Source organism: Streptomyces sp. NPDC041796, assembly GCF_055590785.1.
In genome coordinates this window covers 415501-436058 of record NZ_JBVJAH010000006.1, presented here as the reverse complement: position 1 = coordinate 436058, position 20558 = coordinate 415501, and the positions used below count along the sequence as shown (strand labels likewise).

Annotated in this window: 20 protein-coding genes and 1 riboswitch; of the genes, 11 read left to right on the top strand and 9 right to left on the bottom strand. The window is 72.9% G+C overall.

The window, feature by feature from the left end; translation table 11 throughout:
• Positions 1 to 29: 29 nt before the first annotated feature.
• The 3 genes from ACZ6C1_RS15155 to ACZ6C1_RS15145 form a co-directional block, all read right to left on the bottom strand.
• On the bottom strand, positions 30 to 212 hold the full coding sequence (locus ACZ6C1_RS15155; protein ID WP_469241067.1) for a hypothetical protein: 183 nt from the start codon (positions 210 to 212) through the stop codon (positions 30 to 32).
• 138 nt (positions 213 to 350) lie between these two features.
• Positions 351 to 1445 (bottom strand): effector-associated domain 2-containing protein, encoded by a 1095-nt coding sequence (locus ACZ6C1_RS15150; protein ID WP_469241065.1) that lies wholly within the window; start codon positions 1443 to 1445, stop codon positions 351 to 353.
• Between the two features lie 27 nt (positions 1446 to 1472).
• Entirely contained in the window at positions 1473 to 2006 is a 534-nt protein-coding gene (locus ACZ6C1_RS15145; RefSeq protein ID WP_469241063.1) for a flavoprotein, read from the bottom strand.
• Between the two features lie 198 nt (positions 2007 to 2204).
• Between ACZ6C1_RS15145 and ACZ6C1_RS15140 the strand changes: the two genes are divergently transcribed.
• The gene (locus tag ACZ6C1_RS15140) at positions 2205 to 3452 is read left to right on the top strand and encodes a serine/threonine-protein kinase (protein ID WP_469241061.1); all 1248 of its coding nucleotides are present in this window, start codon (positions 2205 to 2207) and stop codon (positions 3450 to 3452) included.
• 31 nt (positions 3453 to 3483) lie between these two features.
• On the opposite strand, the gene ACZ6C1_RS15135 is transcribed toward ACZ6C1_RS15140, so the two are convergent.
• Entirely contained in the window at positions 3484 to 4278 is a 795-nt protein-coding gene (locus tag ACZ6C1_RS15135; protein ID WP_469241059.1) for a VOC family protein, read from the bottom strand.
• A 416-nt stretch (positions 4279 to 4694) separates the two neighbouring features.
• Here ACZ6C1_RS15135 and ACZ6C1_RS15130 point away from each other — a divergent pair, with 416 nt between their 5' ends.
• From ACZ6C1_RS15130 to ACZ6C1_RS15115, 4 genes are read left to right on the top strand one after another with little or no spacing between them, the layout of a single operon-like run.
• Positions 4695 to 5171, top strand: coding sequence for a hypothetical protein (locus tag ACZ6C1_RS15130; RefSeq protein WP_469241057.1), 477 nt, complete (start codon positions 4695 to 4697; stop codon positions 5169 to 5171).
• Positions 5172 to 5204: 33 nt separating this feature from the next.
• Positions 5205 to 5753, top strand: a complete 549-nt coding sequence (locus tag ACZ6C1_RS15125) for a toxin (RefSeq protein WP_469241055.1) — start codon at positions 5205 to 5207, stop codon at positions 5751 to 5753.
• Positions 5754 to 5769: 16 nt separating this feature from the next.
• Positions 5770 to 6996 carry an MAB_1171c family putative transporter gene (locus ACZ6C1_RS15120; protein ID WP_469241054.1) on the top strand — a complete coding sequence of 409 codons (1227 nt, stop codon included), beginning with the start codon at positions 5770 to 5772 and terminating at the stop codon, positions 6994 to 6996.
• Entirely contained in the window at positions 6993 to 7607 is a 615-nt protein-coding gene (locus ACZ6C1_RS15115) for a hypothetical protein (protein ID WP_469241052.1), read from the top strand. Before ACZ6C1_RS15120 ends, ACZ6C1_RS15115 begins: the two co-directional genes overlap by 4 nt.
• Before the next feature lie 19 nt (positions 7608 to 7626).
• Here the strand turns inward: ACZ6C1_RS15115 and ACZ6C1_RS15110 are convergent, their stop codons facing one another.
• Complete coding sequence (locus tag ACZ6C1_RS15110; RefSeq protein ID WP_469241049.1) at positions 7627 to 8028, bottom strand: SsgA family sporulation/cell division regulator; 402 nt, start codon at positions 8026 to 8028, stop codon at positions 7627 to 7629.
• A gap of 148 nt (positions 8029 to 8176) precedes the next feature.
• On the opposite strand from ACZ6C1_RS15110, the gene ACZ6C1_RS15105 reads away from it, so the two are divergent.
• Together ACZ6C1_RS15105 and ACZ6C1_RS15100 are read left to right on the top strand one after the other, a co-directional pair.
• Complete coding sequence (locus tag ACZ6C1_RS15105; RefSeq protein WP_469241047.1) at positions 8177 to 9361, top strand: D-alanyl-D-alanine carboxypeptidase family protein; 1185 nt, start codon at positions 8177 to 8179, stop codon at positions 9359 to 9361.
• 29 nt (positions 9362 to 9390) lie between these two features.
• Positions 9391 to 10329 carry a nucleoside hydrolase gene (locus ACZ6C1_RS15100; protein ID WP_469241046.1) on the top strand — a complete coding sequence of 313 codons (939 nt, stop codon included), beginning with the start codon at positions 9391 to 9393 and terminating at the stop codon, positions 10327 to 10329.
• Here the strand turns inward: ACZ6C1_RS15100 and ACZ6C1_RS15095 are convergent, their stop codons facing one another.
• On the bottom strand, positions 10330 to 11496 hold the full coding sequence (locus ACZ6C1_RS15095; RefSeq protein WP_469241044.1) for a DUF418 domain-containing protein: 1167 nt from the start codon (positions 11494 to 11496) through the stop codon (positions 10330 to 10332).
• A 146-nt stretch (positions 11497 to 11642) separates the two neighbouring features.
• Between ACZ6C1_RS15095 and ACZ6C1_RS15090 the strand changes: the two genes are divergently transcribed.
• A complete protein-coding gene (locus tag ACZ6C1_RS15090) occupies positions 11643 to 11828 on the top strand; it encodes a hypothetical protein (protein WP_469241042.1) in 186 nt (61 codons plus the stop codon).
• A gap of 5 nt (positions 11829 to 11833) precedes the next feature.
• On the opposite strand, the gene ACZ6C1_RS15085 is transcribed toward ACZ6C1_RS15090, so the two are convergent.
• From ACZ6C1_RS15085 to cobN, 3 genes are read right to left on the bottom strand one after another with little or no spacing between them, the layout of a single operon-like run.
• Positions 11834 to 12700 (bottom strand): SDR family oxidoreductase, encoded by an 867-nt coding sequence (locus tag ACZ6C1_RS15085; protein ID WP_469241040.1) that lies wholly within the window; start codon positions 12698 to 12700, stop codon positions 11834 to 11836.
• A 24-nt stretch (positions 12701 to 12724) separates the two neighbouring features.
• Positions 12725 to 13414 (bottom strand): GNAT family N-acetyltransferase, encoded by a 690-nt coding sequence (locus tag ACZ6C1_RS15080; RefSeq protein WP_469241038.1) that lies wholly within the window; start codon positions 13412 to 13414, stop codon positions 12725 to 12727.
• Complete coding sequence (cobN, locus tag ACZ6C1_RS15075) at positions 13411 to 17004, bottom strand: cobaltochelatase subunit CobN (protein WP_469241036.1); 3594 nt, start codon at positions 17002 to 17004, stop codon at positions 13411 to 13413. Before cobN ends, ACZ6C1_RS15080 begins: the two co-directional genes overlap by 4 nt.
• Before the next feature lie 36 nt (positions 17005 to 17040).
• Positions 17041 to 17173: riboswitch (cobalamin riboswitch) on the bottom strand.
• Between the two features lie 23 nt (positions 17174 to 17196).
• Here cobN and ACZ6C1_RS15070 point away from each other — a divergent pair.
• Genes ACZ6C1_RS15070 through ACZ6C1_RS15060 form a run of 3 tightly spaced genes read left to right on the top strand, consistent with a single transcriptional unit; the run spans position 17197 to position 20488 of the window.
• Positions 17197 to 18360, top strand: a complete 1164-nt coding sequence (locus ACZ6C1_RS15070) for a cobalamin biosynthesis protein CobG (RefSeq protein ID WP_469241034.1) — start codon at positions 17197 to 17199, stop codon at positions 18358 to 18360.
• The gene (locus ACZ6C1_RS15065) at positions 18357 to 19004 is read left to right on the top strand and encodes a precorrin-8X methylmutase (RefSeq protein WP_469241031.1); all 648 of its coding nucleotides are present in this window, start codon (positions 18357 to 18359) and stop codon (positions 19002 to 19004) included. Before ACZ6C1_RS15070 ends, ACZ6C1_RS15065 begins: the two co-directional genes overlap by 4 nt.
• Positions 19001 to 20488, top strand: coding sequence for a precorrin-2 C(20)-methyltransferase (locus ACZ6C1_RS15060; protein WP_469241029.1), 1488 nt, complete (start codon positions 19001 to 19003; stop codon positions 20486 to 20488). Before ACZ6C1_RS15065 ends, ACZ6C1_RS15060 begins: the two co-directional genes overlap by 4 nt.
• Positions 20489 to 20558 lie beyond the last annotated feature (70 nt).

Genomic DNA, 20558 nt, shown 5'->3' with positions numbered 1-20558 from the left:
TCCCTCGGTGTCACCGCCGCATCGGCGCATCAAGCGGTCCTCTTGCCGTCCTGGCTGCCGGGCGACACGTTCCCCGCCGTGCGCCCCGCGTCCGCCAGCAGCCGGGCCTTGGCCACCGCTCTGCTGTCGTCGGGCCGGGAACGCAGCTCCTCCAGGGAGGTGCCCGTGAGGTCGGGCAGGTCCGACATGATGGCGGTTTCCGGCTTTTCCACTGCCGTAGACCTCCCCCGGTGTCCGAGCGGTGTTCGATCCACCGCCCTTACATGATGTCCTAAGCACCCACCGCTGGAAACATGCGCTACCGGACAGCCTGTGGCCCGTCACCGGGCCGGTGGCCGAATAGCGGAGAGTCAACCGCCGTTGGAGACCGGCTCGGTGAACCATTCCGGATAGTCCCGGAGCACGTCCAGGAGGTCGTCGAGCGCGGTCGCGCCCGGTGCCACCACCAGGGACACCGCCTCCCACAGGCGGGTCAGCCCGTCCCGGAAGTTCACACACGTGTCGATGAGCCCCAGGATCTCCAGCCGCATCACTCCCGGCCGGGCCACGTCGGCGGCCATGTCGACCGGGAGGAGGCTGATGATCAGGTCCCGGGAGTCGGGGTGGCGCATCGCGTCCACCGCGGCGAGCGCGTCGTAGAGGCGGCGCTTGTCGGCCAGTTCCAGTCTGCGGCGCGGTGCCGGGCGTCTCGGGGGCGGGACCACGGGGCGTTCGCCACGGGTCCGTACGGCCTCGCCGTCGCCCTCGAACCAGAGCGAGGTGGTGTTCCCGAACCGGCCGCGCAGCGCCTGGGCGAGCGCCCGGGGGGTCTCGCGCCAGTCGGGGTGGTCGCGCAGCAGGGCGAGGGCCTCGACGCTGAAGGTGCCCGCGCGCATGCCGTTGCGGGTGGTCTCGCCGGGGCCGCAGGCGAACAGCACGTGCTGGTCGGCCTGTTGGCGGAGGGGCGCGCGGGGCAGCGGGTCGGGGCGGAGCGTCCCGGCGGTCGCCGCCGCGTCGGCGTGGGTCTGGCAGGCGTCGAGGAGCCAGAGCTGGCGAGGGTGGCCGGGGGCGCCGTCGGAACGGTAGAGGGCGAGGGCGGCCTCGACGTCCAGGCAGCGCAGGTCGCGCTGGACCGCGTCGGCGAACAGCAGCCTGCGGTTGCGGTCGGCGTCGACGAGACCGTGGCCGGACCAGGCGACGCACAGCCAGTCGCTGTGTTCGTCGGCCAGTTCCCTCGTCAGCACTCGGTGGACGGTGTCCCGGTCGGCCGGGCGGTGGGTCAGGCCGACGCTGTCGGCGAGGTCCCGGTTGCGGGCGAGCGGGGACAGCAGCAGGGTGATGTCCCGGTCGGCCAGTCCCAGTTCGCGCAGCCAGTGGACGTGGCCGAGCGCGTCGCGCACCGGCCCGTCCAGGTCCCATGCCGATCCCGCCTCGTAGGACTCCACCCCGACCACGAGCGCCCTCATCCGTACCTCCCCGCTTCAGGGTATGGCTCAAAGCCCTTGCGTGCCCGGGATGTTCAGCAGTTCCAGGGCTTCTTCCCAGCGGAAGCCGCCGGCCTTGATGTAGTCCGGGTCCTGGGTGCCGATGCGGACGCCCATCTCCCGCAGCGCGTCCAGGCTGCGCCGGTAGGCGGGGTGGGCGGCCTGGGTGGTGCTGAGGCACGGCAGTGCGGCGGTGGGGACGCCGGCGCCGTACGCCTCGCAGAGGATGCCCAGCGCGAGGGTGTCGGACATGCCGGCGGCCCACTTGTTGAGGGTGTTGAAGGTGGCGGGGGCGACCGCGATGGCGTCCGGGTCGGGCAGCGGGCGGGGGTCTCCCGGGCGGCGCCAGGCGGAGCGTATGGGGTACCCGGTCTGCTTCTCGATGGCGGCGGTGTCGAGGAAGTTGAGGGCCAGGGGGGTGGCGACGACACCGACGTCCCACTGCCGTTCCTGGGCGGCGGTGATGAGCGTGCCGACGTCGCCGGCGATCCCGGCCGCGCAGACGACGACGTAGAGGAAGGGCTTCGACTGCTGGTGGGGCACGGGGACTCCGGGTGGTGTCGTCGGGCGGGACGTGGGTCGATCGCGGTGCTGTACACCGATGGTGGCGCAGTGGGTGCTGCCGGCGGTAGGTACCCTGAGCCCGTCGCGGACTCTCCCATCACCTCATCCGTACGGTGCAGTTGTTCCGCAGGCGTCGGGTGGGGTGGCGGATCGATCGGAATCAGGCAGGTGCACAGGGTGCTGGTGGCGGATCGGTACCGGTTGGAGTCGCCCATCGGCCGTGGCGCGATGGGGGAGGTCTGGCGCGCGACGGACGAGGTGCTGGGCCGGCCGGTGGCCATGAAGCTTCTGCTCGGGGACGACTCCGACGCGCAGACGGCGGCCCGGTTCCGGCTGGAGGGCCAGACGGCGGCCCGGCTGAGCCATCCGCATGTGGTGGCCGTGTTCGACTTCGGGGCCTGGGAGGGCCGTTTCTACCTGGTCATGGAGCTGGTGGAGGGCCGCAGCCTGGCGCAGGAGCTGGCGGCCGCCGGTTCCCTGACGGCGCCTCGGGTGGCCGCCGTCGCCGCGCAGACCGCGGCGGGGCTGGCGTCGGCGCACCGGCAGGGAATCGTGCACCGGGACATCAAGCCCGGCAACCTGATGTCGGACGCGGATGGGACGGTCAAGCTCGGGGACTTCGGGATCGCCCGGTTCGTCGACGACCCGGCCGCCGCGCTGACCCAGGCGGGGCAGATCGTCGGCACCAGCCTCTACCTGGCCCCCGAGCGGGCGCTGGGGCAGCCGGCCGGTCCGGCGTCGGACGTGTACTCGCTGGGCTGTGTGCTCTACCAACTGCTCACCGGGCGACCGCCGTTCCACGCCGACACCGCGACGGCGATCCTGTACCAGCACATCGACACCGCGCCGGTGCCGCCGCTGCGGATGGGGGTGGACGTGCCGCCCGCGTTCGAGAACTACCTGCTGGGGATGCTGGCCAAGCAGCCGGAGGAGCGGCCCACGGCGCAGGACGTCGCCGACTGGTTCGCCTCGGGTGCCTGGCAGGGGCGGGCCCAGTCGCTCCCGCATCCGAACCCGGCGCCGGCCGCCGCGCACGCGGCCGCCCCGGCGCCGATGCGGGCCGCGCCCGTGGCGGCGCCCGCCCGCCCGGGTGGCCCACTGCCGACGGCGGCCCCCCTGCCGGGGTCGGCACCCCAGCCGGGGGCGCCGGAGAGCGGTGCCGGGACCACGTACATGCTGCCGAACGTGCCGCGGCAGGGTGGCCGGGGCCGGCGCGCCGTGCCCTCGCGGAGCGGTGTGGGCAGCGCCCGGCAGTTCGTCAGCCGGCGGCCACGGGTCGCGAGCCTGATCGCCGGGAGTGTGGCCTTCTTCGCCGCCGTACTGATCGGGATGGCGGTGTTCTCGCCCGACTCCACCTCGACGGACACGCCCCGGGTGGAGATCGCGGTGACGCCCAGCACCCTGGGCGGGGACGGCGGGAACTGAGCGCCCGGACGCCTCGCCGTGCGCCGGACCGCTACACGTCGGACATCGCGGGCATCTCACCCTCGGTGGTGTTGACGTCGATGACCGAGAAGATCGCGCCCTGCGGGTCGGTCAGGACGGCGAAGCGGCCGAAGGGACTGCCCATGGGGCCGAAGCGCAGGATGCCGCCGCGTTCGGTGGCCTTCGCGACGGCCGCGTCGCAGTCGGGTACGGCGAAGTAGACGTTGATGTGGGGCGGGACCTCCGCCGGGAAGGTGTCGTCCATCTCCATCCGGCCGAGAGCCGGGCTGTCGCCGACGTTGTAGACGCGGAAGTCCATGTCGTGCGTGTCCATCTTCTGCGCGCGGTAGGGGAACACGGCGGGGAAGAAGTCGTCGGACTTCCGCGGTTCCCGCGTGTAGACCTCCGCCCAGCAGTAGGCGCCGGGGGTCCCCATGGCCTGGAAGCCCTCATGGGTGCCGGCCTGCCACACACCGAAGACCACACCGCCCGGGTCACGGGCCAGCACCATGGTGCCGAAATCACTGACCCGCATCGGCTCCATCAGGATCTCGCCGCCATGGTCACGGATCTTCTCCGCGGTGGCCGCCGCGTCCGGTGAGGCCAGGTACAGGCACCAGGCGGATTGCCCTTCCGCTCCGGGCATCGGCGGGACGACGGCGGCCACGGCCTTTCCGTCGGAGTACGCCTCCGTGTAGTTGCCGAACTCGGTCGCCGCCTCACCGAAAGTCCAGCCCAGCACATCGCCGTAGAAGCTCTTGGCGCCCTCGACGTCCGCGAACATCGCGTCCGCCCAGCACGGCGCGCCTTCGGATTGCACCGCCATGATTCCGTCCCTTTTCCCGGTGTGTGGCCCCGTTTTTCACGCTAGCGAGCGTTTCGTCGGCGCGCTCGCCGAAACCCGCCGGGACAGCGGCGGAAATCCGGGCGAAGAGGGGACCCGGATGCTTGACGAGGTGTCATAATGCGAAACGTAGCCCATCGTGCATCCCCCGTCGCGATGGGCTACATCTCTGTCCGGGCTCGTTCCAGGCGGACATACACGGGCAAGGGACTCCCCTCGTGGCCCCCTGCCCGTGTTTTTTCGAGTTAACAGTGACGTAGAGTGGTTGCGCAAGTCTGCTTCTGAAGCGAGAGAGGGATGCTCCACTTTGTCGCTGATGCAAAGACGCCAACGTTCTGTGTCGGTTACAGTACGAGCCCGTTGACCGAACTCGAACATCGCGCAACGTGGGGACTCCGATGGACAACGGCGAAGAGCGCAACGGCGAGCAGCACACGCCCGAGGAGCGCACGCCCGAACTGCGGACGTTGCAGCAGAAGGTCGAGTACATGGTCGAGAAGACCTTCCCGGGCCAGAAGGTCTCCGGGCGGGTCTTCGCCGATCTGGTGAAACAGCGCGGCGGCTCCCTCTCCCACAGCTATTTCTCCAACATCCTGGCCGGGAAGGTCACCCACCCCTCCGAGGACATCCTCAAGGCCCTCGGCCTGGGCTTCGGCGTCGACTGGCGGTTCTTCAAGGACGAATCGGAAGTCGTCGACGATGTCGTCGCAGGTCTGCAATTCCTCGCGAAACGGCGAACCGGGGAAATCAGCGGCGTCGCCGCGCGGGGCAACGACGAGGACGGGATTCCGGCGGAGCTGCTGGAGTTCGCCCTCTCCCTCCTGGAGGAGACCAAGCGGAAGGACTCCGGCAGGGGGCAGCCGGACGGCCGGTAAAATCGCGGATCATCACGAGGGCAAGAGGCGTCCATGTCCATGCGCGAGCTGCGGAGAGAGTGCGAGGCCGGACTGGCCGACCTGCCCATCCCGGCGCCCTTCACCATCGAGGGACTGGTGGCGAACATGGAGGCCGCCCGGGGCCGCACCATCGTCCTGCGGGAACTGCCCGACCGGCTGGCGCGCGTCAACGCCGCCTGCGGGCTGCGCCTCACCTCCGGCACCACCAGCTTCGTCCTGTACCGCCGGCGCCCCACGGCCTACCAGACGCAGCACGTCATCCTCCACGAGCTGTGCCACGAGTGGTTCGACCACGGCACGACCCTGGACGCCGAGCAACTGCGCCGCCTGCTGCCCGTGTTCGACACCTCGCTGATCTCCCGCGTGCTCGCCTCGGGCGCCACCGTCCAGGCCCGTGCCCAGTACGACACGCACGACGAGCGGGTCGCCGAGTTCGGCGCTTCGCTGATACCCCGGATGGCGCGGGACGTGACCAGCGATGACATGGTGGGGCGACTCGCCAATTCCCTGTCGCGGCCCGTCGCCCACCGGCGGCGCGGCCTGTTCCGACGTAACCGCTGAGACCGAGGACAACCCCGTGACCGCACTCGACCTCGCCGGCTACCTCATAGCCGGCCTGATGACTGCCGTCGCCCTGTGGCGTATGCCGGCCGCCCTGTGGGGCGACGAGGAGGACCGGCGCCGACGGGCGCTGTGGGGCTGTTACGCCGGGTTCGCCGCGGCCCTGTGGACCAAGACCGAGGCCGTGCGCACCGCGCTCAACACCAGCCCCGTCGTCGACCTCGCCGTCCTCATCAAGCACTACACGTCGACCATCGCGATCCTGGCCATCCTCAGCTACATCGTCGCCATCTACGGCCACTACCCGGAGGACGGCGCCGTGCCACGGCACGTGCGGTTCGCGCGGATGATCCAGCACGTGGCGGCGAAGGCGTCCGTCGCCACGCTGGTCCTGCTGACCGTGCTGTTCTTCACGGTCGTCGACCGGTCCGTCCCCTCCGACCGGTTCGTCTCCGACCACGCCGGGCAGTGGGGCGCCACCCTCTACATGAGCGTGTTCTACCTGTACCTGGGCGCCGCGTCCGCCGTCTGCGCGTACCAGTGGGCGCTGGCGACCGGCAACGCGCGGCTGCGGCACCTCAGGGTGGGGCTCGGCATGATGACCGTCGCCATGTTCATCGGCGTCGGCTACACCGTCAGCCGGACGCTGTTCATGTGGCTCAGCGTCGTCCACCACCCCGGCCACGGCTTCGCCCGGACCTTCGACAAGGCCACCGAGCTGGCACAGGTCGTGCTGTTCGCGCTCTTCGCGGTGGGCGCGTCCATCCCCGCCTGCAGCACGGGCTGGCGGCGCGCCAGGCTGTGGCGGGCACAGACCCGACTGCATCCGCTGTGGCGCGAGTTGATGACCGCCTTCCCGGACCAGCCCTTCGAGCCGCCGGCGCCGCTCGTACGGGAGCTGACCCGCTTCGACACCCCCGCCGACCTGCGCGTCGACCGGTGGGCCGCCGACATCGCCGACGCCGTGGAGAAGCTGCGGCACTACGTCCCCGACACTCTGGTCGGCGCGGCCGCGTCCGCCGCGGGCGGGCCCGGACCGCTCGCCGACGCGTACTGGATCAGGGCGGCCCTCGCCGCCAAGGCGGACGGCGCGCCCGCCGGGAAGGCCGCCGCCGTCGAGCAGAGGCACGCCACCGACCAGGACGACGAGGTGGCGTGGCTGGTACGGGTGGCCGCCGCGTACCGGAGGACCGACGGCGAGCGGGCGCGCGCCCTCCTGGCGCCCCTGGAGCGGACCGCATGACCAGCACGTCCGACCCCACCACCTCCACCCACGCCTCCGCCCGCGCCTCCGGCACCGCCCGTACGGTCACCGACGTCTTCCAGCCGCGCAACGTCCTGCTGGTCGGCATGACCGCCATCGGCTGGGCGGCGGCCGGTCACTGGTCCGGCCTGCTGTGGGGCCTCCTCGGCGCGCTGTGCGCGGGGCTCGTACCGGCCGGGTACATCGAGTGGGAACGGGCGCGCGGCACGTGGGGCGACCGGCACGTCGTCGACCGTACGAAGCGCGCGCCGATCTTCTTCGTGATCCTCGGCTCCATCGGCACGGGCTCGGCGGTCATGATCCTCGGCCACGCCCCGGCGGGAATCCTCGTGGCGATGCTGGCGCTGTGGGTGATGACGGTGGGGCTGCTGGCCGTCAACACCGTCTGGAAGATCTCGGTCGACTCGGCCGTCGCCTCCGCCGTCGTCGCGCTGCTCTCGGTGGTCCACTCACCCTGGTGGCTGGCGGCCTGCGCGATGACCCTCGCGGTCTGCTGGTCGCGGGTGGCGCTGCGCTACCACACGGTGGCGCAGACGGTGGCGGGCGCGTCGCTGGGCGCGGCGACGGCCGCGGCGGCCTGGCTGATGTGAGCCCAGCGCGGCCGGCCGGTCACCCGGCGGCCAGCAGCTCCGCCAGGAACGCGTCCAGGTCCTCCAGGCGTTCCCGGCCCGCCGGGACCTCCTCGTAGGTCCGCTCAAGGAAGCGCCGCAGCGACGGCATCCACACGGTGAACACGGCGGCGTGCGCCAGCTCGATGCGCAGCTCCTCGCGGGTGCCGTTGAGCACCGGCCACATCCGTACGTCACCCTCACCGACCGGGTGGGCCATGCCGTCCCGCAGCATGTCGCGGTCCAGGCGCCATTCGGCGTACACGAACCCGCCGTGGGTGAAACCGACCGTGACCGCGTACGGGTCACGGACGTCGTAGGTCAGGTGGGCCAGTACGGGAAGTTCGTGGCCGTCCGGCGAGAGAAGCCGCATGAAGACCTTGTCGCGCAGGACCGCGTTCATGTCGTTCCTCCAGAGGGATGGGTGACGTGAGGCCCTCTCTCAGGTGCCCCGGGAAACGGGAGTAATGCGAGTGACGGGGCGACCCGTGGTACTCCGGTCGGCGGCACATCACCCTGCGGACGGCCCGTCCCGTTCTTACCGTGGCTGAATGATCGTCAGTTCCCTCGTGGTCGCCGCCTTTCTGCTGCTGCCGTCCGTGCCTGCCGACCCGGCCGCCGCCCCGCGCCCCGTCGAGCCGGTGCCGCCGCCCGCCACCGTGCGCGTCGACCCGGCGCTGCTGCACCGCCCCGGCACCCAGGTGCGCCTCCCCCCGGGCGTCAAGGCACCGCCGCGGCTGTCCGCCCGCTCCTGGCTGGTCGCCGACGCCGCCACCGGTGACGTCCTGGCCGCCCGCGACGCCCACCGGCGCCTGCCGCCCGCCTCCACGCTGAAGACGCTGTTCGCGCTGGCCTCGCTGCCCGGCCTGCCGGCCGACCGGCAGCACACGGTGAGCGAGCACGAGCTGCGGGGCATCGGCGACGGCAGCAGCCTGGTGGGCGTCCGCGAGGAGGTCACCTACCGGGTCGCCGACCTGTGGCGGGGGGTCTTCCTCAGCTCCGGCAACGACGCCGTCCGCGTCCTCGCCGGCCTGGGCGGCGGCTGGGAGACCACCACCCGCAGGATGCAGGCCACCGCCCGGGCGCTGGGTGCCCACGACACCCGGGTGGTGTCCCCCGACGGGTACGACGCGCCCGGCCAGGTGTCGTCCGCGTACGACCTCGCGGTCTTCGGCCGCGCGGGCCTGCGGAACCCGGACTTCGCCCGGTACGCCGCCACGGCCTACGCCAAGTTCCCGGCCGGGCGCTGGTCGTACGGCATCCGCAACACCAACCGGCTGCTCACCGGGGCCGACGGCGTGAAGCGCTACCCGGGCATCCTCGGCATCAAGAACGGATACACCACCCACGCCGGCCACACCCTGATCGCCGCCGCCCGCAAGGGCCCGCGCACGCTGGTCGTCTCGGTGATGAACCCCCGCCGGGGCGGCGCGTACGCCGTCTACGAGGAGGCCCGCGACCTGCTCGACTGGGGGTTCGCCGCGGCGCCCCACGCGCGGCCGGTGGGCTCCCTGCTGCCGCCGCGCGCCGCCCTGCCGGTCCGCGCCGCCGCCGCGCCGCAGTTCCCGCGCACCGTGCCGCACACGCCCCCGCGCGCGGCTCCCTCCGCGGCCCCGGTGGCCGCCGCCACGACGGACGACGACGGAGGCGGCCTCGTCCTGCCCGTCACCTTCGTCGGCTCGGCCTGCCTGGCGGCGGCCACGCTGTGGCTGTTCCGCCGGCGCGACGAGCGGTGAGGCACGGCCGCCCTTGTCACACTGCCTTCATGACACCCATCCCCGTGATCCTGGACTGCGACCCCGGGCACGACGACGCCTTCAACATCCTGCTGGCCGCCGCCCACCCCGCCATCGAGCTCCTCGCGATCACCACCGTCGCCGGTAACGCCACCGTCGACAGGACGGCGCTCAACGCCCGCCGTGTGTGCACGGTCGCGGGGATCGGGGGCGTGCCCGTCGCCGCGGGTCTGGCGCGGCCGTTGCACGGGACCGGGATCGTGGCCGGGAACATCCACGGCGAGTCCGGCCTCGACGGGCCCGGGTTCGGTGAGCCGACCGTCCCGCTCGACCCGCGCGACGCGATCACGCTGCTCCGCGAGACGCTGCTCGCCCACCCCGACCCCGTGACGCTCGTCCCGACCGGGCCGCTCAGCAACATCGCCGCGTTCCTGCTCGCCCACCCGGACCTGGCCGCCGACCGGGTCGAGCGGATCGTGCTGATGGGCGGCTCCACCGGGCGCGGGAACCGCACCCCGGCCGCCGAGTTCAACATCGCCGCCGACCCGGAGGCCGCCGACATCGTGTTCTCCAGCGGCCTGGACGTGACCATGATCGGCCTGAACGTCAGCCACCAGGTCCCGGCCGCCCCCGACGTCCTCACCCGCCTGGAGGCGCTCGGCACGCCCCTGTCACGGCTGTGCGTGGAGCTGCTGACGTACTTCGGCACCACCTACCGCGAGGTCTTCGGCTTCGCCGCACCGCCCCTGCACGACCCGCTGACCGTCGCCCACCTCATCGACCCGGACCTCGTCACCACGGTCCGCGCCCCGGTCGCCGTGGAACTGACCGGCACCCACACGCGCGGCGCCACGGTCGTCGACCTCGACGGCGTCACCGGCCGACCCGCCAACGCCCGCGTCGGCACCGGCGTCGACGCCCCGGCCTTCTGGGACCTGATCATCGACGCCGTACGCACCCTGGGCTGACTACCGCCGCAGCGCCCATTTCTGTACGGACTCCAGCGGGCCGGCCGGGAAGCGGCGCAGCCACAGCGTGGAACCCACCAGCAGCACCACCGACACCACCGCCCACAGTCCCATCACCCACCACGGGCGCCATGCCCCACCGAGCCCCGACGCCAGGCCCAGGCCGATGCCGTACGCGACGAGCATGCAGATCACGTTCTGGGCCACGTACCCCGACAGCGCCATCCGCCCCACGGACGTCAGCCCGTCCATCAGCGGGCCCGGCCGCCGGACGCGGTCCACGACCGCCCCGATCAGCCCCATGTACCCGACCGCCATCAACGGAGCCGCCCCGTACCGCCCCAGCAGGAAGAAGTCCGAACCGCCCAGCGCCACCGCCACGTTCAGGGGAACGCCCAGCCCCAGCCCCCACGCCAGCATCCGCCCCCGGATCCGCCGCGCCGTCCCGTCCGTCCCGAAGGCGCCCGCCCGGAAGAGCCGTACGCCCAGCAGGAAGAGGAACAGGAGCAGGCAGAACGTCAGGACCGGCTCCATGCGCAGCGCGATCGCGTTCTGGAGACGGAAGGCGATCTGGTCCGTCCAGCTCCCGTGCGCGTACAGGTCGACGACCTCCCGCGAGACACCGCCGCCCGGCGAGGAGTCCGACACCAACACCGCCGTCAGCAGCCCGATCACCGTCAGGTGCAGCCCGGCCGCCCACCACATCACCCGCCGCCACGCCCGTTCCGCGCGGGTCAGCAGCCAGGCCACCAGCAGCGCGGTCACCGCGTACCCCATCAGGACGTCCCACGCGAAGACCAGCACGAAGTGCACGGTCCCCTCCGCGAACAGGAACAGCGCCCGCCACCGGTACCGCCCCGGCCACGGCTGCCCGCGCCGGGCCGCCGAGCCGTACTGGATCGCCAGCCCGACGCCGAACAGGATCGTCAGCATCGACAGGAACTTCCCGTCCGCCAGCAGCCGGAACGCACTCTCGGCGGCGTCCGGGAACGTCCCGAACGACGGCTCCGGCAGGGCGCCCTGGAGAACACCCCACTCCGCCCCCGGCCCCGTGAACACCCACACGTTCGTCATCAGCGTCCCGAGGATCGCCACCCCGCGCAGGACGTCGAGGAGGGCGAGGCGTTTCGTGGTGGTCCGTTCGGGAGCGCGAAGGGTCTCGGTCATGTCTCCAGCGTCCCGGCGGGCCACGCCGAAAACGTCATGAGCACTGACGACCTGCGGCTACATCGAAGGATGTAGCGAGACCCCCACTGACCGAGACCTCCCCAGGACTGTCCGTTTCATCCCCGTTCGACGGGTACCCGTACTGTATGAACACGCAACCGGTCCCCACCAGAAGCGACCGGCCGAACGGCCGGGACACGACGGCACTTGAGCGGCCCATCGCGATGAGCCGCGAACTCCGTGGCCGTATCCGCACGTACCAGTCGGCCGTTGCCGACGGGGAGACCGAAGGCGCCCCGGGCGAGGGGAACATCGTCCGCGGTGAGGACTGAGGCCGTCACAGCAGGTGGGCGTAGGAGCGAGGGTGGGCCGCGAGGTACTCGCGCAGCGTCATCGGGGCGTGGCCGGCCAGGCGGCGGACCGTGTCGGCGACCGTGCTCATCTCCCCCGCCGCGATCGCCTCGTAGGAGGTCACCCAGCCGGTGACCTCCCAGTGCTCGGCGCCGTACCCCTCGCGGGAGGCGTAGGCCTCGGCACGGGTCTCCGGCACGTAGGTGACCGCGCGGCCGGCCGCGCGCGACAGTTCCTCCGCCACCTCCGCGAGGGTGAGCGCCTCCTCGCCGGTGACGTCGTAGGTCACACCGTCGTGCTCACCGTCGCCGATCAGCACGGCCGACGCCACGTCCGCGATGTCCTCGTGGGCGACCGCCGCGACACGGCCGTCCCCCGCGGGGCCCCGGATGACCCCGTCCTCGCCGGTCATCGCCGCGAAACCGCCGAGGTACCAGCTGTCCCGCAGGAACGTGTGCGGTACGTCCCGCGCCTCGATGTACCGCTCGGTGTGCCAGTGGTCGCGGGCGAAGGTGAACGTCGCCTGCGGCGCGGCGCCCAGGAACGACAGGTACACGATCCGTCCCACACCCGCGGCGAGCGCCGCGTCGACCGCCGCGCGGTGCTCCTGGATCCGGTCGGGGCTCTCGTGCGCGGACACCAGGAACAGCGAGTCGGCGCCGTCCAGGGCACGGCGCATCGCCTCGCCGTCCCCGTACGGCGCGGGCGGGGCCTTCACCGCACCCGGCAGGTCCGGCAGCCTGGCCGGGTCACGGCCGAGCAGCCGGGTCTTCAGGCCCCGGTCGGCGAGGCGGCGGGCGACACGGCCGCCGACACGGCCGCTCGCCCCGGTCACAGCGATCACGGATGACATACGGCCGAGTCTGCCTCGGTCCGCTCAGGCGTACACCTCGGTGACCTCCAGCACCCGCGCGGTGATGCGCCCGTCCGGCGTACGCCGCGGGTCCGCCAGGTAGGCACGGTAGGCGTCCTCGGACGGGAACCTCACCAGGTGGACCTCCGACAGCCCGTCGGCCGTCCGCAGCCGCCGCTCCAGCCGCCCGCCGTGGCGCGGGAGGAGGGCGAGCGCCCTCTCCTCGTACGCCGTGGCCTCCTCCACCGCGTCGGCCGGATAGTCCAGCAGCACGGCAAGCTGGAAGGCCGGGGCGTCCGGGGAGCCCAGCGGCTTGTGGAAGTGGACGTCCACGTTCCCGCCGGGGATGCCCTCGGAGCGGCCGGTCTCGACGTACCCCAGGCGCCGGTAGAACGGCGGCGCCTGGAACGAGAACGACGACACGATCATCCGGTCGCAGCCGCGCCGCCGCGCCTCGTCCTCCGCCGCGCGCATCAGCTTCGTACCGAGCCCGGTCCCGCGCTGGTCGTCGCGGACCCACAGCATGCTGACACCGCCGAGGCCGCCCCACGTCCAGCCGGTCAGGCCGCCGATGATCCCGCCGTCCTCGCCGGTGGCGCGGACCGACAGCTCGGCCTCGTCGGCGGCGCCCGTGGCGGCCTGGTTGAAGGCCGTCAGCTCCTTGTCGAGGAGCGCGGACAGTTCCTTGTCCTCGCCGCCCACCGTGATGGTCACTTGTCCTCCAGGTCGCCCTCGGTCTCCAGGTACACCTGCCGCAGCGCCTCCAGCACCCGCGGGTCGGGCTTCTCCCACATGCCGCGCGACTCGGCCTCCAGCAGCCGCTCGGCGATGCCGTGCAGGGCCCACGGGTTGGCCTCCTGGAGGAACGCCTTGTTCTCCGGGTCCAGGACGTACGTCTCGGTCAGCTTGTCGTACATCCAGTCGGCGACGACGCCGGTCGTGGCGTCGTACCCGAAGAGGTAGTCGACGGTCGCGGCCAGCTCGAACGCGCCCTTGTAGCCGTGGCGGCGCATCGCTTCGATCCAGCGCGGGTTGACCACACGGGCGCGGAAGACCCGGGAGGTCTCCTCGACGAGGGTGCGGGTGCGGACCGTCTCGGGGCGGGTCGAGTCACCGATGTACGCCTCGGGCGCCGTGCCCTTGAGCGCGCGCACGGTGGCGACCATGCCGCCGTGGTACTGGAAGTAGTCGTCCGAGTCGGCGATGTCGTGCTCGCGGGTGTCGGTGTTCTTCGCCGCCACCGCGATGCGCTTGTACGCCGTCTCCATCTCGTCCCGCGCCGGGCAGCCCTCCAGCCCGCGCCCGTACGCGTAACCGCCCCACACCGTGTACACCTCGGCGAGGTCGGCGTCGGTGCGCCAGTCGCGCGAGTCGATCAGCTGCAGGATGCCCGCGCCGTACGTCCCCGGCCGGGAGCCGAAGATGCGGGTGGTGGCGCGGCGCTCGTCACCGTGCTCGGCGAGGTCGGCCTGCGCGTGGGCGCGGACGAAGTTGTCGGCGGCCGGCTCGTCGAGCGAGGCGGCGAGGCGGACCGCGTCGTCGAGGAGCCCGATGGTGTGCGGGAACGCGTCGCGGAAGAAGCCGGAGATGCGCAGCGTCACATCGATGCGCGGGCGGCCCAGCTCGGCGAGCGGGATGGGCTCCAGGCCGGTGACGCGGCGCGAGGCGTCGTCCCAGACGGGCCGGATGCCGAGGAGGGCGAGCGCCTCGGCGACGTCGTCGCCGGCGGTGCGCATCGCGCTCGTACCCCACAGGGACAGGCCGACGGAGGTGGGCCATTCGCCGTTGTCGGTGCGGTACCGCTCCAGGAGGGAGTCGGCGAGGGCCTGGCCGGTCTCCCAGGCGAGACGGGAGGGGACGGCCTTGGGGTCGACGGAGTAGAAGTTCCGGCCGGTCGGCAGGACGTTGACCAGGCCGCGCAGCGGCGAGCCGGACGGCCCGGCGGGGACGAAGCCGCCGTTCAGGGCGTGGACGGCGTGGTCCAGCTCGTCGGTGGTGGCGGCGAGGCGCGGGACGACCTGGCGGGCGGCGAAGTCGAGGATGTCGGCGACGGCCCGGTCGTGGCCCTCCGCGACGGTGGCGACGGCGGCCGGGTTCCAGTCGGCGGCCTCCATGGCCTCGACCAGGGCGCGGGCCTTGGCCTCCGCCTCGTCGGCGGTGGTGCGGGTGGCGGCGGACTCGTCCAGGCCCAGGGCCTCGCGGAGGCCGGGCAGGGACTGCGTACCGCCCCAGATCTGCCGGGCGCGGAGGATCGACAGCACCAGGTTGACCCGCTCGGGGCCGGTGGGGGCGCCGCCCAGGACGTGCAGGCCGTCGCGGATCTGGGCGTCCTTGACCTCGCAGAGCCAGCCGTCGACGTGGAGCAGGAAGTCGTCGAACCCGTCGTCGTCGGGGCGGTCCTCCAGGCCCAGGTCGTGGTCGAGCTTGGCGGCCTGGATCAGCGTCCAGATCTGGGCGCGGATGGCGGGCAGCTTGGACGGGTCCATGGAGGAGATCTGCGCGTACTCGTCGAGCAGCTGCTCCAGGCGGGTGATGTCGCCGTACGACTCGGCACGGGCCATCGGCGGCACCAGGTGGTCGACGAGCGTGGCGTGGACGCGCCGCTTGGCCTGGGTGCCCTCGCCCGGGTCGTTCACCAGGAACGGGTAGACCAGCGGGATGTCGCCGAGGGCGGCGTCGGGGCCGCAGGCGGCGGACAGGCCGGCGTTCTTGCCGGGCAGCCACTCCAGGTTGCCGTGCTTGCCCAGGTGGACCATGGCGTCGGCGCCGAAACCGCCGTCCTCCGCCCGGGCCGCGATCCAGCGGTAGGCGGCCAGGTAGTGGTGCGAGGGCGGCAGGTCGGGGTCGTGGTAGATCGCGATCGGGTTCTCACCGAAGCCGCGCGGCGGCTGGATGAGGATGAGGAGGTTCCCGCGGCGCAGGGCGGCGAGGACGATGTCGCCCTCCGGGTTGCGCGAGCGGTCCAGGAACATCTCGCCGGGCGGCGGGCCCCAGTGTTCCTCGACCTGGTCGCGCAGCTCCTGCGGCAGGGCGGAGTACCAGCGCTTGTAGTCGGCGGCCGGGATGCGGACCGGGTTGCGGGCGAGCTGCTCCTCGGTGAGCCAGTCCTGGTCGTGGCCGCCCGCCTCGATGAGGGCGTAGATCAGCTCGTCGCCGTCACCGGACGCGAGGCCCGGCACCTCCTCGGTGCCGAAGTCGTAGCCCTCCTCACGCAGCCGCCGCAGCAGGGCGACGGCCGAGGCGGGGGTGTCGAGGCCGACGGCGTTGCCGATGCGGGAGTGCTTGGTGGGGTACGCGGAGAGGACCAGCGCCAGGCGCTTGTCGGCGTTCGGGATGTGACGCAGCCGGGCGTGGCGTACGGCGATCCCGGCGACGCGGGCGGCGCGCTCGGTGTCGGCGACGTACGCGGGCAGGCCGTCGGCGTCGATCTCCTTGAAGGAGAACGGCACGGTGATGAGCCGGCCGTCGAACTCGGGGACGGCGACCTGGCTGGCGGCGTCCAGCGGGGACAGCCCCTCGTCGTTCTCCTCCCAGGCGGAGCGTGAGCCGGTCAGGCACAGCGCCTGGAGGATGGGGACGTCGAGGGCGGCGAGCGCGCCCGCGTCCCAGGCCTCCTCGTCACCGCCCGCCTGGGCCTCGGCGGGCTTGGTGCCGCCGGCGGCGAGGACGGTGGTGATGACGGCGTCGGCCATCCGCAGGTTCTCGACGAGCTCCGGCTCGGGGGCGCGGAGCGATGCCACGTACAGGGGGAGGGCCTGGCCTCCGGCGTCCTCGATGGCGTCGCAGAGGGTGTGGATGAAGGCGGTGTTCCCGCTCATGTGGTGGGCGCGGTAGTACAGCACGGCGACCGTGGGGCCCGTGGTGTTCTGCGCGGTCCGCTCCAGCGGGCCCCAGGTGGGGGCGGCGGCCGGGGGTTCGAAACCGTGGCCGGTGAGCAGGACGGTGTCGGAGAGGAAACGGGCGAGTTGTTCCAGGTTGCCCGGTCCGCCGTGGGCCAGGTAGGCGTGCGCCTCGGCCGCGATGCCGATCGGGACGGTGGAGGTCTCCATCAGCTGGGCGTCGGGCGCCTGTTCGCCGGTGAGGACGACGAGCGGCTTACCGGTCTCGCGGAGCGTGTACAGGCCCTCCTCCCAGGCGCGGATGCCGCCGAGGAGGCGTACGACGACGAGGTCGGCGCCGTCGAGCAGGGCGTCCAGGTCGTCCAGGGGGAGCCGGGCGGGGTTGGCGAAGCGGTACTCGACGGGCCCGCCGGCCGCACGGGCGCTCAGCAGGTCCGTGTCGGAGTGCGACAGCAACAGGATCATGGCGTGCGCAGGCCTTCCTCGGGGTGTCCGCGCCCCGGGTGTTCGTAGGACGGCGGGAGTTCCTGACTTACCGGACCTTTCGGGTTCGGCTCACAGTGGCGGGACCGCGCCGGAATCTCACCGGGCTTCCTCCCTAGGGCCCTGGGACCCTGTGCCGTCTGCATAGTAGAGGCTGCGCGTATGCTCGCCGCCATGCCGCCCAGCTCACCAAAGCCCCAGGACCGGGGCGAAGCTCACATACGGGACCGCGGTGACGCCTGCCCGGGTGCGCTGCGGCTGCACCAGGCCGACGACGGCGCCCTGGCCCGCCTCCGCCTCCCCACCGGAGTGCTGACTCCCCGTCAAGTTCGGTTGCTCGCCGACGCGTCGGACCGGCTGGGCGACGGGCACCTCTCCCTCACCTCGCGCGGCAACCTCGAACTGCGGGGACTCGGCGAAGGCTGCGGGCTCGGACTGGCGGACCTACTGCGGGATGCGGGCCTCCTCCCCTCCGAACGGCACGAACGCGTACGGAACATGGTGGTCTCACCGCTCGCCGGACCCGACGTGCAGGCCTGGGCCGCGCGCCTGGACGAGCTCCTGTGCGCCGAGGAGTGGACGACCGAACTGTCCGGCCGCTTCCTCTTCGCCGTGGACGACGGACGGGGCGATGTGGCGGCCCTGTCCCCCGATGTGACGTTGCTCGCAGCCCCGGACGGGCCGCTGCTGCGGATCGCGGAGCGGACGTACCGCGTGGCCGCCGCCGACGCGCCCCGCGCCGCGCTCACGGCGGCCGGGGCGTTCCTCGCCGCCGCCCGCGCGGCGGGCACGGGCGCCTGGCGGATACGGGAGCTGCCGCCGGGGCAGGACGTGGACGTGACGGGACACCTGCGGGCGGCCGGCATCGCGGCACAGCCCGTACCGGACTTCGTGTGCGCGACGAGCGGACCGCCCGCGCCCGGGGTGACCGGCGACGGCGCGGTCTGCGTCCTCGCCCGCCTCGGCCGGGTGACCTCGGCCCAGTTCCGGGCCCTGCTGCCCGCCGAGGAGGTACGCGTCACCCCGTGGCGCGGCTTCGTGCTGCCCGGCTTCACCGACCGGGCCACGGCCGAGGAACGGCTGGGCACCCTCGGTGAGGCCGGGTTCCTCACCCGTACCGACTCCCCCTGGATCGGCGTCACCGCCTGCACCGGACGCCCCGGCTGCACCAAGTCCCTGTCCGACGTACGGGCCGACGCACGGCCCCGCGAGGGTGCGCTGCCCGTCCACTGGTCGGGGTGCGCCCGCCGCTGCGGCCACCCGCACGGCACGTGGACCGACATGGTGGCGACCGGCGAAGGCGCGTACCAGATGACCGTACAAGGACCGACGAGATGAGCGAGAGCAGAGTGTTCGACTACGAGAAGGACGGGGCGGAGATCTACCGCCAGTCCTTTGCCACGATCCGCGCCGAGGCGGATCTCGCGGACCTGCCGGCCGACGTCGGCCAGGTCGCCGTGCGGATGATCCACGCCTGCGGCATGGTCGACCTCGTCCGCGACCTGGCGTACACGCCGGACGTGGTGGCCCGCGCCCGCGAGGCGCTGCGCGCCGGCGCGCCGATCCTGTGCGACGCGCAGATGGTCGCCAGCGGTGTCACGCGCAAGCGGCTGCCCGCCGACAACGACGTGATCTGCACCCTCTCCGACCCGTCCGTTCCGGCGCTCGCCGCCGAGCTCGGCACCACCCGCAGCGCCGCCGCGCTGGAGCTGTGGCGCGACCGCCTCGAAGGGGCGGTCGTCGCGGTCGGCAACGCCCCGACCGCGCTGTTCCGCCTCCTGGAGATGATCGAGGCGGGCGCCCCGCGCCCGGCGGCCGTGATCGGCATACCGGTCGGGTTCATCGGCGCGGCCGAGTCCAAGGACGCCCTGGCGGCGTTCCCCGGCCTGGAGCACCTGGTGGTGCGCGGGCGGCGGGGCGGCAGCGCCATGGCGGCGGCGGCGATCAACGCGATCGCCCACGAGGCGGAGATCCAGGCATGAGCGGCAAGCTGTACGGCGTGGGCCTCGGCCCCGGCGACCCGAACCTGATGACGGTGGCGGCGGTGAAGGCCATCGCCGCCGCCGACGTGATCGCGTACCACTCGGCGCGCCACGGCCGCTCGATCGCGCGCTCGATCGCGGCCGAGCACATCCGCGAAGACCACGTCGAAGAGCGCCTGATGTACCCGCTGACCGTCGAGACGACGGACCACCCGGGCGGCTACCGGGGCGCGCTGAACGACTTCTACGAGGAGGCGTCCGCGCGGCTCGCCGCCCACCTGGACGCGGGCCGCACGGTCGCCGTCCTCGCCGAGGGCGACCCGCTCTTCTACGGCTCCTACCAGCACATGCACAAGCGGCTGGCGCACCGGTACGACACGGAGGTCATCCCCGGCGTCACGTCGGTGAGCGCGTCGGCGGCCCGCCTGGGCAAGCCCCTGTGCGAGGCGGAGGAGATCCTGACGATCATCCCCGGCACGCTGCCGGAGGAGGAGCTGACCGCCCGTCTGGCCGCCACCGACTCGGCGGTCGTGATGAAGCTGGGCCGCACCTTCCCGACGGTACGGCGCGCCCTGGAGCGGGCCGGCCGTCTTCAGGACGCCCACTACGTGGAGCGGGCCACGATGGCCGGTGAACGGACCGGCGCCCTCGCGGACGTCGACCCCGAGTCGGTCCCGTACTTCTCCGTGGCGGTGCTCCCGTCGCGCGTCGACTCCGGCCCGGCCGTGCCCGAACAGGGCGAGGTCCTGGTCGTCGGCACCGGACCGGCCGGCCCGCTGTGGCTGACGCCCGAGACGCGCGGCGCGCTCGCCTCGGCGACCGACCTGGTCGGCTACACCACCTACCTGGACCGCGTCCCGGCGCGCCCCGGGCAGGAGCGGCACGGCTCCGACAACAAGGTCGAGTCCGAGCGGGCCGAGTTCGCCCTGGACCTGGCCCGGCGCGGGCGCCGCGTGGCGGTCGTGTCCGGCGGCGACCCGGGCGTGTTCGCCATGGCCACGGCGGTCCTGGAGGTCGCCTCGCAGGACCCGTACCTGGACGTCCCGGTCCGCGTCCTGCCCGGTGTGACCGCCGCGAACGCCGCCGCCGCGAAGGCGGGCGCCCCGCTGGGCCACGACTACGCGACCATCTCCCTGTCGGACCGCCTCAAGCCGTGGGAGGTCATCGCGGAGCGCCTCCGCGCCGCGTCCGCCGCCGACCTGGTCCTCGCCCTCTACAACCCGGGCTCCGCCAGCCGCACCTGGCAGGTCGCCAAGGCCCGCGAACTCCTCCTGGAACACCGCGCCCCGGACACCCCGGTCGTCGTCGCCCGGGACGTGGGCGGCCCCGAGGAGTCCGTACGCGTCCTCCCGCTCGTGGACCTGGACCCGGCGGAGGTCGACATGCGCACCCTGCTCCTCATCGGCTCCTCCCAGACACAGGCCGTACGGAGGGGCGCCGGCGACACGGTGGCCTGGACGCCCCGGAGGTACCCGGAGGGGTGACCCCGGCGCGGGGGCGCCCGGTTCCCGGGGGCGGGTCCTACCGCGCCCCGGGGGGGCGGGTCCGACCGCG

Bases quoted from the DNA above. Each gene is read 5' to 3' on its own strand.
- ACZ6C1_RS15135 (WP_469241059.1), bottom strand. From the start codon at position 4,278: ATGGCGGTGCAATCCGAAGGCGCGCCGTGCTGGGCGGACGCGATGTTC.
- ACZ6C1_RS15125 (WP_469241055.1), top strand. From the start codon at position 5,205: ATGTCCATGCGCGAGCTGCGGAGAGAGTGCGAGGCCGGACTGGCCGAC.
- ACZ6C1_RS15085 (WP_469241040.1), bottom strand. From the start codon at position 12,700: ATGTCATCCGTGATCGCTGTGACCGGGGCGAGCGGCCGTGTCGGCGGC.
- ACZ6C1_RS15095 (WP_469241044.1), bottom strand. From the start codon at position 11,496: ATGACCGAGACCCTTCGCGCTCCCGAACGGACCACCACGAAACGCCTC.
- ACZ6C1_RS15105 (WP_469241047.1), top strand. From the start codon at position 8,177: ATGATCGTCAGTTCCCTCGTGGTCGCCGCCTTTCTGCTGCTGCCGTCC.
- ACZ6C1_RS15130 (WP_469241057.1), top strand. From the start codon at position 4,695: ATGGACAACGGCGAAGAGCGCAACGGCGAGCAGCACACGCCCGAGGAG.
- cobN (WP_469241036.1), bottom strand. From the start codon at position 17,004: ATGATCCTGTTGCTGTCGCACTCCGACACGGACCTGCTGAGCGCCCGT.
- ACZ6C1_RS15060 (WP_469241029.1), top strand. From the start codon at position 19,001: ATGAGCGGCAAGCTGTACGGCGTGGGCCTCGGCCCCGGCGACCCGAAC.
- ACZ6C1_RS15115 (WP_469241052.1), top strand. From the start codon at position 6,993: ATGACCAGCACGTCCGACCCCACCACCTCCACCCACGCCTCCGCCCGC.
- ACZ6C1_RS15065 (WP_469241031.1), top strand. From the start codon at position 18,357: ATGAGCGAGAGCAGAGTGTTCGACTACGAGAAGGACGGGGCGGAGATC.
- ACZ6C1_RS15110 (WP_469241049.1), bottom strand. From the start codon at position 8,028: ATGAACGCGGTCCTGCGCGACAAGGTCTTCATGCGGCTTCTCTCGCCG.
- ACZ6C1_RS15070 (WP_469241034.1), top strand. From the start codon at position 17,197: ATGCCGCCCAGCTCACCAAAGCCCCAGGACCGGGGCGAAGCTCACATA.
- ACZ6C1_RS15090 (WP_469241042.1), top strand. From the start codon at position 11,643: ATGAACACGCAACCGGTCCCCACCAGAAGCGACCGGCCGAACGGCCGG.
- ACZ6C1_RS15100 (WP_469241046.1), top strand. From the start codon at position 9,391: ATGACACCCATCCCCGTGATCCTGGACTGCGACCCCGGGCACGACGAC.
- ACZ6C1_RS15150 (WP_469241065.1), bottom strand. From the start codon at position 1,445: ATGAGGGCGCTCGTGGTCGGGGTGGAGTCCTACGAGGCGGGATCGGCA.